Source organism: Bdellovibrionales bacterium (assembly GCA_019750295.1).
Taxonomy (GTDB): domain Bacteria; phylum Bdellovibrionota; class Bdellovibrionia; order Bdellovibrionales; family JAGQZY01; genus JAIEOS01.
In genome coordinates this window covers 26,490-41,741 of the sequence record JAIEOS010000023.1, presented here as the reverse complement: position 1 = coordinate 41,741, position 15,252 = coordinate 26,490, and the positions used below count along the sequence as shown (strand labels likewise).

Genomic DNA, 15,252 nt, shown 5'->3' with positions numbered 1-15,252 from the left:
TCCTTCTTACAAACGGCAAAGATCGCCGTTCACCTTGCAGTCGAGCAGAGCTTTTCTCAGCAAGGATGATTTTTCGAGAAGTTCGGGCTTTTGAATGCTGGCCAAATACTTTAAGGGCACATCGACCTCACCGTTAAGCGCCATCGAGTAGGCCAGCGCGTATCTCAGCTCGTCGTCTTTGTGAAGTTCGCTCCGCATAATGATATTTTCTAGCGTCGAAATTTTGGGGTACTGCGCTTGATCAATGTAAAGCGCCATGGTCTGCCTTAACTTTTCTTTCGGATCAACGATAAACTGGTTCCAAAACTGCGAGCGTTGGAACAAATGCATCTGCCGGTAGGTTTCAGCCGCATGAAACGAATACTTATTATCGCTGAGACTGGCGTACACAAATCCCTCAGCCGAAGCCCCATAGTTATTCTTCTGAAAGTAGAACTGAGCCAACGCCAAATTTAGATCCACATTCAAAGGGTGAGCCAGTCGCCCCAACTCCAAAAGCTCCAACGCCGACTCCGACTCTCCTCTTTGAAAGAAAACCTCTGCGATGTTCTGATATTGCGACGCAAGCCCGGCATGAACTCTAAACCACTCGAACGCCGCGCTTTGCGCTTGGTGCACCAACTTCAAATCTAAAAGCAACTGGATCTCTTCATTTTTTACGGAAAAAGAATTCCATTGTCTCTGGGCCCACGCCAAAGTCTTCCAGGCCTGGGAAAAATCTCCAGAATTTTTTTCGCATGAAGCTCTTGCTAATACCTGACTTTCTAAATTCATTCTCCGCCGCTCGACTTTCGAAAACTGATCTCGACATTCTTTCCACATCTGCCGATGAGATAAGCTCATCGCATGAAAGATAGAGATGGAGTTTTTCAGCTCGGGATCGGATTCAAAATTCGCAGCCGAAGTGAACTCGCCGGTTGCATCCACCCACTTTTCCTGAGCGTAACGGAGCCGACCTTTGAGATAATAAGAACGAGCCGACTTCGGATGTTTTTTTTGAAACTCTTCCTCGGCAAGAGTTAACTTATTATCGCGCACAAGTGCTTCAATCAGATCGAGTCCCTCGAGCTCGTCATACATCGGATCTTTCACCTCAGCGAGAGAGCTATTGAAAATGATAAACAATAATAGAGATAAGAAATACTTCATCAGTTCAACTCAAATTTAATTTTTTGTTGGGTCCACGCCGCCACAAGCTCACCTTTGACGATGGCCGGCTCAAAACGCCACGCCTTAATCGCCCGCGTCGCGGATTGATCGAACACTCCCTGAGGCTCGCTTTCTAAGATTTCGACTTTCTCGATGGCTCCATTGAGCGCCACCAGAATTTTTAGGAGCACAAATCCTGATATATTTTTTTGCCGGGCCTCTGATGGATATTCCACAGGGCTTTTCGAAATCAAACGAGGAGGCCGGTGAATGTTGCCCTTGTCTTTAGCGAGTTCACTGGCCGAAGCCCCAAAGCCCCCACCACCGCCGACGGCTGGTCCAAAACCGCCACTCCCGAAGGACACTCCTCCCCCGACATCTTGAGCCGAGGGACTTAAAGAATCTGGGGCTAAAGTTGACATCAAGCTCGCCTCTTGAGTTTTCTTCGGGGGCTCGGGAAGTTGTTCAGTCTTGGGAGGCTCTGCCAATTTCACGACTGTGGGCTTTTCAACGACTTTTTCGTCTTTAACAAGATGAATGGGGTCGATCGCGATGAGTGCGCAGACGGTGACGACGATCAGTAAAAAAACAAAGACTCCCCCCAGGGCGGCGAAGATTCTTTGAGATTTCATTTTCGTCATCAGCGCTTTCACATTACACCTTTAAGAGAGAGCTAAACAGCCCAGCAATGAGTAATAAAATGAGGCTTAAAAAAATCAATGGACTCAGATCCGCTAGCTTTTCCACCAGAGTTCCTTGCTTTTTGATCATGGCCGCTTTATTGAGCGAGTGAAAAACATAAAGATTAAGACTCGACTCGTTCGGCGACGGAGACTTTTCAAGGGCTTTCAGTAAGCCCTCTCCGTTGGGACCGAGAACGTAGTGGGAATTATCCACCGATCCTATAGCCGCCACTCGACCGAAACGTGTGACCGTGCCACTGACTAACTTATTGTCTTCGTCGAGAAAAGTAGACGGAAACACTTCGACTTTGGAAGACTGTTCTAAGAGGGAGTTGGCTTCGGAAAAGATCTCATCCATCTGGGCTACGCTCAGTTCCTCTGGAACATTCACTGTCGTTTTATCTTTGGTCGCTTCAAAGTGCAAACCCGCCGCGTACTCCGCAAGAGCCAGTTTTGACTTTTTGTACGTGGATTCCAACGAAGTTCCTCGCTTTTGCAATTCTTTTTTACGGCGATCTAACTCCGTCAGCTCCTCATGGCGATCATCATTTTCTCCAGAGAGAGCTACTGTCTCCTTCTGTGCAGCGATGGTCTGCGCTTTCGCCACAGCAATACGTTGACTCAAATTTTGCTCGGTTCTCTGTTTTTGCTTGATCAATGTCTCTCGCTGCGAATTAAGATAAATAAATTCTCTTTGAAACGCTTTATCGATAGTCTCTTCTGGTTTTACAGAGGGGTTTGTCGTTTCGGTCTGAGCTATGGCTATACCTAAAAATAAAATCAACCATGTCATCATAAGCTCGCTCCTACGGCATCGCCGGTTCTAGGGAGTTGGTAGTAACCTGAATCATTTTTATTCCGCAGATCTTGAACAAGAAGCAGGACCGAACTCTGTTGGTCTGTCTCTTCAATAGGAGCCCACTCCCACCCTGACGCCTTCTTCTTAAGTGCAAATATTTCCCCTTGGGTCGTCTTTGCGAACATCCATTGCATTCCTAGCCGAGCGACTTCCACCTTCTGATCTTGATTCTTAAGCTTAAGAGTTAAAATGCGGTATTCATTAGTTTGAGTGAGCTTCATCTCGCTTTCGATAAACGCCCAAAGATCAGCCACGATGAACTCCATCGGCTCATACCCTTTCTGCACTCTTTCTTTTAACTTCGTTAGCTCCCCGGTCCGCCGCTCTATTTGAAACGGCAACGTGCCTTGCACTGATCTTTCCGTGGCTTCGATCCAACCTAAAACTCGCTGGCTGGATTTTGGATCCACCTTCCCCTGATGTTTGACTTTGGCCTGCAGACGTTTGAGTTTTTCGTGGATTTGCAAAGATCGCATCTTCTCGCGATCGAGTCCTTGCGTCGCCTCTTGACGCCGTTGAGACCACTGTTCGAGTTCGACCTGTTTTTCTTTTTGTAAGGCCTCAGTTTCTTTTTGTAAAGTCTCTAGCTCTCCGCGGAGTTGGGTGACTTGTTGGACCATGACCTGCCAGTTGGCCGATGCCAGAGACAGCGTCAACGATAATCCTAAAATTAAAGACAACAAAGAAATCTTATGTTTCATACTCACCTCTTAATTTGTGACCGGTTTGTCTGTGGTCACCGCAAAATTTTTAACGCCGGTCGATTTAATCCAGTCCAATACTTTAATCACTTGTCCGTAAGGCAGATCTCGGTCCGCAATGATCACGGCTTGCACCTCGGGATTTCTCTCCACTTCGGTCCGCGAAAGACTTTTCGCGGACTCCTCATCGACGCTTTCATTATTGAGCTGGACGGAGCCGTCGGCGGTGATGGATATATTTAATAAACTCGGAGTGGTTTCGTCGGCCGAAGACGCTTCAGGAAGGCTCACTTCAACGCTCGGCTTGATCAGGGCCGGCGCGGTCACCATAAATATGATAAGCACCACGAGGATAATATCGATCAGAGGGACCATGTTGATTTCGGAGATCGTTTCTCCGCCACCGGCTTTTGCACCCATATCAGTTCCCCTTCATTTTCGCGTAAGCGATAACCATGTCTCTGCAGTTCTCCATACCGGTGACGATCATCTTGACCTGCTTCTGGAAGTAGTTGTACGCCAAAATATTCGGGATCGCGACGAGAAGACCGGCCGCCGTAGCAATGAGCGCTGCGGAAATTCCTGACATCACCGTTTGCTGACCGGCTGAAGAAGCATGAGCTAAGTCATGGAAGGACTTCATGATCCCTAACACGGTTCCAAAAAGACCAATGTAGGGAGCATTAGAGCCCACTGTCGCTAAAAATGTGAGAGATCGCTCTAGGCGCGGTTGTTGAAACTGTACATAAGTATCAAAAGATTCTTCGAGGCCTTTAAGACCATTGTGCTTCATGTGGTTTAAAGCGTACTTCATCGCTTTGCCTTCCATGGACTCGGCATCCATTTTTATATCCGGCAGATCGTTAATTCTAACGGATGTTAAAACGTCCTCCATCTTTACTTTTTCCTCGCGGCTCTTTTTGGCGAGCGTGCGTAAACGCACATACCGTTCGATGATCACTCCGATACTGACGAGACTTAGAGCAATAAGTAGATAGAGCACGCCCGCGTCTGCATAATGAGCAATTGCAAATATACGATCCTTCATAAAGTCACCCCAACACTTTCCACGATGGCTCCGTTTTTGACGAGCTCATCAATTATCTTTTTAATATTTTTCTCTTTAGCGATTCCTAAGGCCGACTCACCTGCACCGTTAGGCAAAGCCAGATCGATGGTATTAATCCCATCTTTGTCTTTCCAGCGAGAAATGGTTCGCACTACGGGCAGAGACTTCAATTGCACGGCGCGGGTCAAAGGAGTCTGACCACTGGCGTGCAAGAAATTCGGATTCACTTGCTCCTCGAGCATCTTTTGGAGACCGAGCGTGTCTTCGTTTTCGACCGCCGTAAAAAAATTCTCCTGCTGTTCTTTTTGTCGATCACTATCGAGAAGATTCCACATCTTAGGATTATCCTGGGCATGATCGATTGCCGTTTTCCCCAAAGAATCCAGCACCGATACATCTGCACCCTTCTGCAAAAGTTTCCAAACAAACCGAGCTCGATTCTGGATCGTCGCGTGAATGAGGTAAGTTCTTCCATTGGTCAGCAGTCGGTTCAGGTCATCAACATCTGCCAGAAATCCATCAAACGCCGCCTCATTCCCCACGTCGATGGCCATGATGAGTTTTTCTTCGTCGGTTTTATTCTGGTTGCCTTGAAAAGAATTGCTGTTATCCAAAAAGGCGGAGTTCACACTGCTGTGTTTTCCACAGGCCGCCACAAAAAATAAAAACACTGTTAAAGCGATCTTCATAAGACAGCTCCAAGAGTTAACCCGAAGAAACGACCGCGACGGTAGGATCTCACCACTTCATCCGCTTGCGTTGACTCGATCTCAGGATTTAAGAGATTGCGCGCCCGAAATCCAATGGTCCAAAATTTTCCCACTTTTTCGGACGCGACAAAGTCGAGCTGCCCGAACGGTTGCTCGTAGGTGTCAGGCACATCGTTGGTACCCACTTCGGTGATGCGTTTTCCTACAATATTGTAAAGCAAAGTCGATGAAAAACCCCATTGCGGACGATCATACTGCAATTGCAGGTTGATCACATAAGGAGACTGACCTTGCAGAGGTCGAACTTCCGAAGTTTGAATGCCTTTGTTCTTCTCATCCAACTCAATCTCTGAACGAATGAGCGTCAGGTTGGTCAAAAGAGTCCAGCGGCGAAGTTCGCGAGAGAAATGTCGCAATCCCGTGCGATTCTCAATCTCAATCCCGTAATTCTCTGCCCCTTGAGCATTATCAAAAGACTGGATTCGATTGACCCCAGGTATAAACATCACCTCGATCGGATTGACAAACCGCTTATGGAAAAGCCCGAGGGACATATACTCATCCGAGGTCCAATAATACTCCCAGCGATGATCTATATTTTTAATCACCGTCCCTTTGAGGTTGGCGTTGCCTTGAACATTGTACCCTGTTTCATCGTCCACAAATCCGACGGTCGACAACTCTCTAAAATCTGGACGAGCGAGAGTTTCGCTGTAAGCCAGACGGGCCCGCCAGTGATCGGTGGGCTTCCAAGTGACGGCGTATACGGGCAACACGTCATTCATTTCTAGCTGCGAGCGAGCAAACGGGCGATCCGGCTCAAAATATTTAAATGTTTTTACAAGCTGTGTAGAACTCTCGCGCCGGAAACCCGCTTGAAAACTCCACTCGGCCACCGGAGCGATTTCCGCTAAAATATATTGTGCGCTAATCGTTTGTTCCCCAGAGTAACTGTCAGCTTCATTGGTCAGATTCTTTAAGAGGAAAACTCCGGAATCAATATTCGGTTTAGAAAAAATATCTTCTGGACTGCCGTTGAGCGGAATTGGCGTTGCCCCGGAAAAATTATTGGCAAAAAAGAGACGAGTGATATCAGAGCGTCGATTTTTCTCGATCTGATTGAAGCCCAATTTAACTTTTACTAAATCTCTGGCCTTATACACCCAAGGAATCGTGAGATCCATGGCCATCTCCGATGAATCATCGGTAAGATCGCTAAAGGTACGAGTATTTCCCGAACTATCACTCGCGATGGTGGTATTCCCATTAATAATATCGTACATGTAGTCGCGGCGATCGGGACTGTTGCGATTGGCCTGCGAAAGACCTAAGCGCCAATCCCATTTCACCGGATAATTGACAATCTTTTGCAGATTATGCTGGCCTTTAAAGTGCTGAGCAAAAAGTTGACGCTCCGTCCAGTCCAGCGTGGTCGCTTCCGTTTGATTGCCATTACTGAGATAGTTAATCGTTGTGTCTCTTTGGGCCAAGCTCGTTGTGTTTCTCAGGATAAAAGCACTTGCCGAGATTTTATGATCTTTGAATATCTCGGCACCCACATCAAAACTTCCCGCTAAACGAACTTCAGTTTCGGCAACAACGGACTGTCTTTGGAAGTCGCGCTCAAATTTTCCGCCGGTCCCCACGTTAAAACCTTGTGAAAAGCGGTTGTAGGCGTCGATCGATTGACCATAGAGCAGGCTTCCTGCAGTTCCCAATTTAAATCCCGAAAACTTCCAACCGTTCCCCATAGATAAGGCAAGGTTAGGCATAGAGGGTTGCGACGTCGTATCGGTATTGTAATTGACGGGCAATGTATTTCCCAAATCGATCAACTGCTGCTCAGTTAATCCCTTGTCTTCTCCCGGGATATTTTTAGTGAGCTTCAGCCCCTGACCTAGCACATTTTTAATGGCCGTAGGAAGTTGTCGGGAGCCATCGTCGATCCCTAACCAATCCGTACTTCCTCCCTTATAACCAAGTCGACCTTGAGCATTTCTCTCGTAGGCGGTAGCAATCGTCGCACGAAGAAAAAAACTTTCTGGGAGCGTCTTCGTTTGTAACTGAATGACTCCTCCTCCAAATTCACCAGGCAGATCGGGAGAATAACTTTTCTGAACGACAATACTCTCCATAATGGCCGTCGGAAACAGATCGAGCGGCACCACACGACGTGTAGGCTCTGGACTTGGCAAAGAGAATTGATTCATTAATACACCGGAATATCTCTCACCAAGTCCGCGCACGTACACAAACTTCCCGTTGACGAGAGTGAGGCCAGTCACGCGTCGAAGAGATGCGGCCGCGTCCCCGTCTCCAGCTCTCGCCATTTGCTCCGCTCCTAAAACGTCAGTGACCGCCGAGCTTTGCTTTCGCACCTCAACCAATGCAGAAAGACTGCCCTTTACTTTTGGAGCCAGAACCACCATATCTTCAAGCTGATTCAGAGACGGTTTAAGCTCAATTTGAAAAGTTTCGGTCGATGTTTTTTCGACCTTTAAAGAATTTAATGTGAGTGTTTGAAACTCTGGATGAAAGAAAGTGGCCGTAGCTTCACCCTCGGGTAAATCGACTTGTACAATTCCATGGTCGTCGGTCCTGGACACCGCTTCTAATCCCGAAAAAAGGACGGTGGCATTTTGAACGGGGCCGCGCTCACTCCTCACCTGGAATCGCATTTTAACTTTGGGTCCTTGAGCAGTGGTTGTTTGCGTCTCCGCTTTTGGAGTTTCGACTTCGACATCGCTCTGCTCGGCCAAAAGATTGACGATCACTTGCGATTCGAAGCCGGGAGTAATTTTGACCTTTATTTTTTTGTGTATACTTGGGATCGTGATTTCATGATCCTCTTTGGCCGACAACTTGGTTGTGATGACGCCATAATCGTTAGAAGACTTCTCCCCGGCCGGAGTAATGACTTTTACATTTGGAGCCGGCAGGCCATTATTAAAAACATAGATTGTCAGGTCCCCTTCGGACTTGTCATCAAAAACTTTGACAGAGTCCTTTTCCATTTGAAAACGCGACTCCACATTGCCCTGAGAAAAAACGACGAGTGGGCATGCTACGCACACCCACATCAGTACCATTAAACTTAGTCTAGACCGTCGTTTTATCATAAGTCCGGTAGTTTCACTTTTGTTGACCTATTTTTTGGTCCAACCCGCGGTCCAATCCTGCGCATTCTTAGAGCTTAGCGCTCCTACGAAACTGACCGGAATGAATTGCCACTGCCCTGGGAGCTCTGGAAGTTCATCCACGGCACCGCCCACAGCAGGACTATCTTCACCAGGAATCCAATCTTTCAATTGCGGGTCCATGACGTAGTTGCTTTTCGTTTCGTCACCAGAGAACCACTGACTGACTGACCATAGATCCGTTGCGTCCTCTTTAAACTGAGTGCCCGAGCAGCTCACGATCGAGTTGCTCATCACAAGTCCCGTTTGTTCCACTTTGCCATTCACCATCTGACCACCAACCTTAAAGGTCTCTTCGTTATCAATGTTGACGCAGTTCTGGAAAGTTCCGGTGACAATCGTATTAAAGATTTTTCCCGCTGTTCCGTGACGGAGAAGAATTCCGTTGAGAAGCTTAGGGTTAGTTCCTTTACCGATAATGGTAACGTTGCTGATCGTCGGATTTGAACGAGGCTCCGCTGTCATCGGTGACTTTAAATTGTCAGCTTCGATTCCGTTAGGATCTTTTTCTGTAGCGTTCTCTAACTGGATCAAAACGAATTGAGCGTTTCCTCTCCAACCCATATCCCAATCCAGTCCATCATCGTCATTATCAATGATCACGACGTGGCGAATGTTGACCGTTCCACCAAAAAGTTCAACGCCATCATCTGCGCCTTTGTAGGCTTCGATGTAATCCACTTCGGTTCCACGTCCGACCGCATAGAATGTGATCGCATTTAACTCGTTATCTTCGGCCAGAGTGTACCCGGCGTACTCTACGCGTACATAGTTTAAACGGCCCGAGCTCTCGTCGTCATTATTTCCGCCGAATTTCGGAGCATTGGTTTGAATACCTTCAACAGTATTGTCGCAACTTTGAGCTGCACCTTTACAGTTGTTGATGGAGGCGTTTCCTGTGATGACCAATCCACCCCAAAAGCCAGGCACTGGATTTTGGCGTTCTAATGCCGTAAATACGACCGGCTTAGACGCAGTTCCATTCGCAAAAATTTGCGAACCTCGAGAAACAACAAGATAGGCGCCAGAAGATCCGTAAACCTGAGTTCCTGGCTCTAAAGTGAGCGTGGATTTATCCACGTTATCGCCACCAATGCGGACATCCCCCTCGAGAACATAGGCATTGTTGGCCGTGAGGGAAATGTTAGCATTCAGGTAAGATCCGCGAACCACGCAAATGGGTTTGCTTTCGATCTGTCCTTGTTTTGCAGTCGTACCCTCGGGGCAGACAGCGTAAGCTTGCGTTCCCGCAAGTAGTAATAAACCAAAAAGTGATGCTTTAAGCATAATTATTCTCCTCCAACAATCACGGGGCTGTGATATGCCCGAATCATCAAGGAGATGAAGCCACAAGTAAAATTAGGAAATTGTTAGCGCCGACTTCTTAACAAAACCTTAACCAATTGACGCGGGACTGTTCAGGTTCCTCAGAAGTGGGTAAAGATAGCGTTTCTGGCTTTGTAGAGTTGAGTGTAGTGGGTGCCCGTTCTCGCATCGGACGTGATGATCCAAGCGCTGACGATCAAAGCGATAAAAACCAAGGTGAGCACTTCAGTTTTCAGCAATATTGCAGTGACATGGGACTTTGTATTTCGAGCGCGCCAATAGTAGAGTAAAAAAGGAACCAGAATCGAAATCGTCATCATTAGAAGTAAATTCCAAACCTGAACTTTGAGTCCGCAGTACATATCTTCGCCACAAACTGCATCATCAAAAACAGCCAGGGCCATGTTCATAAAAAAAATAATACACCAAAGCCATATCGAAATCGAATTGGGTAAATAATTTTTGCGGGCATGATTGAGATTCTTCAGGGTTAAGAAAGGCTTGCTCAGCTTAGGGCGATCCGATTTGAGCTGCTTGAGCCCGGCATCACGGCGAGAAACTAAGGCCACATAATCCACGTTGTCTTTGACGTAATACAAATAAGAGATTCCAAAAAGAGTATAAATCTTTTGAATCTCGTCCCCCCGTAAAACAAACGGGCGCTGCTTTCTCCAGTCATCGAGAGAGTAATGGGTTGTGAGTTGAAGAACAGCATTTAAGCGCAGTCTAAAGTGATATTCATTCATTGGACCGACTGACTTGCAAAGCCTCGCTGACGGGCGATTGGAGTTTTGATTGCTTCGTGCCTTCGGAAGCGTAGAGCTTATTGTACCAGTACCAGTTTCTTAGAATCGTCGCTACGTACTCGCGGGTCTCGCGGTAGGGAACTAAATCCATAAACAGAACTGAATTCTCTGTGGGATAACGCTTGACCCAATCATCCACCGCACTGGGACCGGCGTTATAAGCGGCCAATGCTAAATGCACTTGCCCATTATAGCGTTTGAGAAGATAGGAAAAGAATTTAACTCCGGCCTGAATATTCTTTTTAGGAATAAACAAATCATTTTTTTTAATCCGCCCAAAGGATTTCGCTGTTCCCGGAAGAAGTTGCATTAAACCGCGGGCTCCCGCAGCACTTTGGGCTTTGGGATTAAACGCACTTTCCTGGCGAATCAAAGCCAAAAGCAAATAGGGATTCACCGACTCTTTATGCTCTTCCACAAGTTCATAGTACCAGTTCGGATAATAAAACTTCATAGTGACCGGAGTTTTAATCGAGGGATTTTTGTCGAAGGCTTTGGTCATGGCCTGAAATTTTAAAAGACCAAATTGGGCGCGGTTCGCGACGATAGAAAGATATAAGAGCACTTCTGCAGGTTCAGCACTGATGTGATCTGGCTTGACGCCTTCAAGAAGGTGAAAGGCGAGGTCCTTTTCATCAATACGTAAAAACACATCTGCTGCAGCGAGAATGCTATTTAACGTTTTGTTGGTCGTGGAGCGATAGGCAATCACGGGATCCGGGTTGGAGGTCAAAAGATCAAAGGCAGGAGTGTTAAAACCCTCGTCAGCCACTAAGGAATGAAAACTGAGAGGAAATTCCTTATACATTTCTTTGCCAGGCTCAACGGAGGATTTGGCGGCAACCGATGGAGATTGTTTTTGACACCAGTCTCTCCAATAGGTGGACCGCGACTGAAGGTACTTGGCTTCACCCGACTTCAACTGCGCATCAAAAAGGGGAAGCGCCTGCTGACAATCATTCTTCCACACGTGAAGCATGGCTAAGCGATAGTTGGCGCGGTCCAACGCCTCACCTTTGGCGCATTTGGTGGACTGCTCCAACAAGGTTCGTGATAAAGTCACGTTCTCGTCTTGGGGGAAACCCACTTCGAGGACTGCGGCTAAACCTAATGATAGCGTTTCCGAAATACATACGGGGGAAAGAGTCGCGGCTCGACTCACCTCTAAAAGTTGTGCTGATTTTAATTTTTTGGCGGCCGTAATAATCTGCTTTGAAGATGCTTTCTCGAGTTTTACAAAATCCTTACTTTTAAGTTGCGCTAAAACCTGCTTGGCCGAAAGCACTGCTCCCTGCGACTTGCGACGAGAGCGCTCCACGTTCCATCGCTCTTTAAAAGCGATACAAAAAATATCGTTTTCGTCGTGTTTGCACCGGCGTAGAACCGCAACATGCGTGTTCGATTTGCTTCTCTCTTGCACAAAAGCTTTAGCTTCGTCCATAAGAGTTTGAGACTGCTCTAAAGGAATCCCATCTAAATTCTGATTCACCACTTTGGAATAGCTGATGGATTCATCTTTCGGCTGAGCAAACACAGCGGAGAAAGAAGTGATCTGGCGCTCGGCCAACTCATCCACGTCAATCACCTCTTCTTCGTCGGCCTTCAAGGCATAAGAGGGAGCACCTCGAGACACACAGGCGGCTGTGATTAAAATCAAACCTGAAATGGCCAAAAAACTCGGCACGACAAACGATGAAGAATTGCGATTTTGCATGTCTAATAGATTAACAAAATCGCTAAGAAATCTCTAGTCCAGCCTACTCAAAGACCGGAAAACAGCCGACATATCGAGGATAACCATTTTCGTGCTGTTCCTTTGGATTTAACCGAGGAATCAGATTCTCAAATTGAGACCCTGATTTTTGATGAGTGACAAAGTATGGACTTTGATAAGACTCAGAGATCATTGGGCTCATCTGGGACTTCACGTCAAAGGAGTTCCAATCGGTGCACAGGATGGCCGTCGCACCCTGAAGAGCTCGCTGAAAAGAACTTTTAGGATTCGCAATATTGTAAAGACTCGACCAAAGAGATGTTCGATCGTCATCCACGCCTTCGGACGGGGTTGCAAGCTCCTCCCATCCCTTAAGCCAACGTTCATCGGCTCCCAAAAGTCGCTTGGCCACTCCTTGCGCAAAAAGAGATTCACCGCCTCGACGAGTGACATAGATGACATCTTGGCAGCCCGCCGCTTTAAGCACTATGACCGGATGAAGATCCGACCATCCCCCTGCAGAAATCAGACGTTCGCCCCTTTGGGTGGTGAATCGCTTCAAGGGAGAAAGTCCCGGCTCCGCCGGCGATAATCCGAGCGCGACTTTCCAAGGGGCTGGGCCCAAACTTAGAAAGCGCAGGCTCTTTTCGTCGTCCCCCGGTAAATTCTTTTCGATTTCGGCTAATCCCGTTTCGCGTCCCCAATATCCAAAACGAACTGTATCGGGGTAGGAAATATTAAAACGTTTTCCAAAGTCGCTTGTCATCGATAGGGCGTACTCATTAAGAGCCGCATCGGCCTGCTCGTAAGAGGTAGGTAAGTTTTTAGGACCCAACGCTCCTCGAACGACCGGGGTCCGAGACAGCACAGAGGTCGTTGGATAGGAAGCGATCGATGCTCCGATGGGGCGCAATTCAAAAGTTTTTTGCGGTTCAGATTGAAAGTGAGTTTTAACTAATTCGTAAAAAGTCTGGGCGCAGAGAGGATGGCTTTGGCGTAAATCACTCCAAACTTTTTTCTCCGAGGGTTTTGAGCATTGTTTAAAAAACTCCACCCACAGACTCTGAACTGCCGGCGTTTTATTATCGGCCGTGTAGAACTGCGCGATACGTCCGAATTGTTTGGCGAGAACATCGAAGTTTACAATTCCTGGTCTAAAAAATAAATTGTCGTCAGACTTCGCATCAAACTGTCCAAAGACGCGAAGAGTATTGTAGAGCTCGCGACCGTAAAACTGAATCGTTAGAAGATGCTTTTCGATCTGCGAGGCCCCCGTGGCGGTGGGCAATCCAGTAAGTGCCCCCAATAGCGGTTGGTAAGACACGGGATCAATAAATCCAAGCTCTGTCGCTAATTTAATATTCTTAAGAAGTAATTCCGAATTCTTCGCAGACCATGCTTTGGCCTGACTCACACTCAAAGACTGGGTGGAGTTGAGCTGCGCGGCCACAGTCTCAATCACCGACGAACTCCCCAATTGAAGCGCCTGAACCTGGCTGTAAAGAAGGGCAAACTCCTGCCATTGTTGCGTCTGCGATAAAAACTCGACAATGCCCTCTAAACTTTTAATTAAAAGTGCAGCCTTCACTTTGTCATTTTTAATATAAGGATTGGTCGATATCGCATCCACCAAAAACATGGTGATCGAAGCCGAACTGCCCCCGGCTTGGGCCTGCGGTAACCCCAGCTTTTCAACGACGTTCGAAACGGCGCCCCAGTGCGACGGAGCCAATTCCCCATTTCCTCGAAGAGCTAAACAATAACTACTCCCCTGAGCAACTCTCGCCAGAGAAAAACACACCGACAAAACCAGAATCGCTTTTAAACTTTTCTTCACCAAGGACCTCGCTTCTAAAGCAATTGGGGTAAAGCAATGGCTATGCCCGCTCTCGAAGGCGCAGGCAAGTTTCTAGGTCCCTGAAGGCTCTAAATTACAGTCACTTATGAACTATTTACTGAGAGGTGAATTGACCATCGAGAGGCCCGCTTGAAACGTGAGTACAAACTGGTAGGGCAGATTTTTCTGTTTCACAAATCTATACCCTGCCTGCTGCATCTCGTTTTTAATCTGCGGCGGCTGATACCTGTGCTTTTGGGGAGGACCCATCGGCGACGTGGGTAGAAAATCGACGATCACGACTCGGGCGCCGCTGTTGAGATGAGGGATTAACCCTTTAAAATAAGCGCTCCGATTCGGAATATGGTGGTAGGTGTTCACCACCAAAACGACGTCCAGCTTTTTATCCGTGGTAAAACCCGATTCTTCGGCGAGCACGGCAGCCACGTTAGGAAGCTTTAATGCTTTGGCCCGATTCTCAAGGTAACGGACCATATCCTTTTCCACATCCACACCGTAAACTGTACCCTGGGGCACGAGTGGCGCGATCTTCACAGTGAAGTAACCCGTCCCCGATCCAATATCCGCCACGTTATCGGTCTTTTTGAGCTCCAGTGCTCGGAGGACGTCTTGCGGGCGTTGCCATTGATCACGCTTCGGATCGTCGAACTCCTTGGCCCACTCTTCGGCGCCTTTAAATGCTTTGTGGTGATGATCCTTATGAGAATGCTCTGGAGGAGGCGCCGGAGTGACTTCCTCTTGTTGAATACCGAGAGTCTGATCTTCCGGAGACGAGGACTTTGGAGTGGAACAGCTGCTCAAAAACAAAGCCGTCAACACATAACCGATCTTCATCGCAACTTTAGGCATAAGGCCTCCTTAAAAGAATTTTATTTTAAGCGCGAGCTTGCGATTTGCGCAAATAAATTTAAACTCTTCCTATGGAACAAGAAGAACAATTTTTTACATGTCCCTACTGCTTTGAGAACATTTCCATGGTGCTTGATAAAACCATTGATGACGAACAGTCGTACGTGGAGGACTGTGAAGTGTGCTGCAAGCCCATTCAACTCGTCTACAGTTGCCAAGATGGTGAAGTTCTCGAATTTTCTGCCGCCACTCTTGATGAATAGACCGTGTCATAAATGATCCCTTCATTTTCATAAGTTTCTCTTCTAAGCTTTAACTTTAGGGGGACAAT

14 protein-coding genes are annotated in these 15,252 nt (G+C 47.3%); 1 reads left to right on the top strand and 13 read right to left on the bottom strand.

What is annotated here, in order from left to right; all coding sequences use genetic code 11:
- Positions 1-6 precede the first annotated feature (6 nt).
- From K2Q26_06455 to K2Q26_06395, 13 genes are all read right to left on the bottom strand, one after another.
- Positions 7-1,149 (bottom strand): tetratricopeptide repeat protein, encoded by a 1,143-nt coding sequence (locus tag K2Q26_06455; protein MBY0315141.1) that lies wholly within the window; start codon positions 1,147-1,149, stop codon positions 7-9.
- Complete coding sequence (locus K2Q26_06450; protein MBY0315140.1) at positions 1,149-1,790, bottom strand: TonB family protein; 642 nt, start codon at positions 1,788-1,790, stop codon at positions 1,149-1,151. The genes K2Q26_06455 and K2Q26_06450 overlap by 1 nt, the downstream gene beginning before the upstream one ends.
- Before the next feature lie 13 nt (positions 1,791-1,803).
- Complete coding sequence (locus tag K2Q26_06445; protein MBY0315139.1) at positions 1,804-2,628, bottom strand: hypothetical protein; 825 nt, start codon at positions 2,626-2,628, stop codon at positions 1,804-1,806.
- Positions 2,625-3,392 carry a hypothetical protein gene (locus tag K2Q26_06440; protein ID MBY0315138.1) on the bottom strand — a complete coding sequence of 256 codons (768 nt, stop codon included), beginning with the start codon at positions 3,390-3,392 and terminating at the stop codon, positions 2,625-2,627. The genes K2Q26_06445 and K2Q26_06440 overlap by 4 nt, the downstream gene beginning before the upstream one ends.
- Before the next feature lie 9 nt (positions 3,393-3,401).
- Positions 3,402-3,812, bottom strand: coding sequence for a biopolymer transporter ExbD (locus K2Q26_06435; GenBank protein ID MBY0315137.1), 411 nt, complete (start codon positions 3,810-3,812; stop codon positions 3,402-3,404).
- Between the two features lies 1 nt (position 3,813).
- Positions 3,814-4,440, bottom strand: a complete 627-nt coding sequence (locus tag K2Q26_06430; protein ID MBY0315136.1) for a MotA/TolQ/ExbB proton channel family protein — start codon at positions 4,438-4,440, stop codon at positions 3,814-3,816.
- Positions 4,437-5,150 carry a hypothetical protein gene (locus tag K2Q26_06425; GenBank protein MBY0315135.1) on the bottom strand — a complete coding sequence of 238 codons (714 nt, stop codon included), beginning with the start codon at positions 5,148-5,150 and terminating at the stop codon, positions 4,437-4,439. The genes K2Q26_06430 and K2Q26_06425 overlap by 4 nt, the downstream gene beginning before the upstream one ends.
- Positions 5,147-8,185: a TonB-dependent receptor gene (locus tag K2Q26_06420; GenBank protein MBY0315134.1), complete on the bottom strand. Its 3,039-nt coding sequence runs from the start codon at positions 8,183-8,185 to the stop codon at positions 5,147-5,149. Before K2Q26_06420 ends, K2Q26_06425 begins: the two co-directional genes overlap by 4 nt.
- A gap of 132 nt (positions 8,186-8,317) precedes the next feature.
- Positions 8,318-9,655, bottom strand: a complete 1,338-nt coding sequence (locus K2Q26_06415; protein ID MBY0315133.1) for a hypothetical protein — start codon at positions 9,653-9,655, stop codon at positions 8,318-8,320.
- 140 nt (positions 9,656-9,795) lie between these two features.
- Positions 9,796-10,440 (bottom strand): hypothetical protein, encoded by a 645-nt coding sequence (locus K2Q26_06410; protein ID MBY0315132.1) that lies wholly within the window; start codon positions 10,438-10,440, stop codon positions 9,796-9,798.
- Complete coding sequence (locus tag K2Q26_06405; protein MBY0315131.1) at positions 10,433-12,214, bottom strand: lytic transglycosylase domain-containing protein; 1,782 nt, start codon at positions 12,212-12,214, stop codon at positions 10,433-10,435. The genes K2Q26_06410 and K2Q26_06405 overlap by 8 nt, the downstream gene beginning before the upstream one ends.
- A 43-nt stretch (positions 12,215-12,257) precedes the next feature.
- A complete protein-coding gene (locus K2Q26_06400) occupies positions 12,258-14,051 on the bottom strand; it encodes a hypothetical protein (protein ID MBY0315130.1) in 1,794 nt (597 codons plus the stop codon).
- 111 nt (positions 14,052-14,162) lie between these two features.
- Positions 14,163-14,921 (bottom strand): class I SAM-dependent methyltransferase, encoded by a 759-nt coding sequence (locus K2Q26_06395; GenBank protein MBY0315129.1) that lies wholly within the window; start codon positions 14,919-14,921, stop codon positions 14,163-14,165.
- A gap of 71 nt (positions 14,922-14,992) precedes the next feature.
- Here K2Q26_06395 and K2Q26_06390 point away from each other — a divergent pair, with 71 nt between their 5' ends.
- Positions 14,993-15,184 (top strand): CPXCG motif-containing cysteine-rich protein, encoded by a 192-nt coding sequence (locus tag K2Q26_06390; protein ID MBY0315128.1) that lies wholly within the window; start codon positions 14,993-14,995, stop codon positions 15,182-15,184.
- The last annotated feature ends 68 nt before the right edge of the window (positions 15,185-15,252 follow it).

Excerpts from the sequence above, each read along its gene's own strand:
- K2Q26_06455 (MBY0315141.1), bottom strand. The coding sequence starts at position 1,149 with ATGAAGTATTTCTTATCTCTATTATTGTTTATCATTTTCAATAGCTCT.
- K2Q26_06450 (MBY0315140.1), bottom strand. The coding sequence starts at position 1,790 with ATGACGAAAATGAAATCTCAAAGAATCTTCGCCGCCCTGGGGGGAGTC.
- K2Q26_06445 (MBY0315139.1), bottom strand. The coding sequence starts at position 2,628 with ATGATGACATGGTTGATTTTATTTTTAGGTATAGCCATAGCTCAGACC.
- K2Q26_06440 (MBY0315138.1), bottom strand. The coding sequence starts at position 3,392 with ATGAAACATAAGATTTCTTTGTTGTCTTTAATTTTAGGATTATCGTTG.
- K2Q26_06435 (MBY0315137.1), bottom strand. The coding sequence starts at position 3,812 with ATGGGTGCAAAAGCCGGTGGCGGAGAAACGATCTCCGAAATCAACATG.
- K2Q26_06430 (MBY0315136.1), bottom strand. The coding sequence starts at position 4,440 with ATGAAGGATCGTATATTTGCAATTGCTCATTATGCAGACGCGGGCGTG.
- K2Q26_06425 (MBY0315135.1), bottom strand. The coding sequence starts at position 5,150 with ATGAAGATCGCTTTAACAGTGTTTTTATTTTTTGTGGCGGCCTGTGGA.
- K2Q26_06420 (MBY0315134.1), bottom strand. The coding sequence starts at position 8,185 with ATGGAAAAGGACTCTGTCAAAGTTTTTGATGACAAGTCCGAAGGGGAC.
- K2Q26_06415 (MBY0315133.1), bottom strand. The coding sequence starts at position 9,655 with ATGCTTAAAGCATCACTTTTTGGTTTATTACTACTTGCGGGAACGCAA.
- K2Q26_06410 (MBY0315132.1), bottom strand. The coding sequence starts at position 10,440 with ATGAATGAATATCACTTTAGACTGCGCTTAAATGCTGTTCTTCAACTC.
- K2Q26_06405 (MBY0315131.1), bottom strand. The coding sequence starts at position 12,214 with ATGCAAAATCGCAATTCTTCATCGTTTGTCGTGCCGAGTTTTTTGGCC.
- K2Q26_06395 (MBY0315129.1), bottom strand. The coding sequence starts at position 14,921 with ATGCCTAAAGTTGCGATGAAGATCGGTTATGTGTTGACGGCTTTGTTT.
- K2Q26_06390 (MBY0315128.1), top strand. The coding sequence starts at position 14,993 with ATGGAACAAGAAGAACAATTTTTTACATGTCCCTACTGCTTTGAGAAC.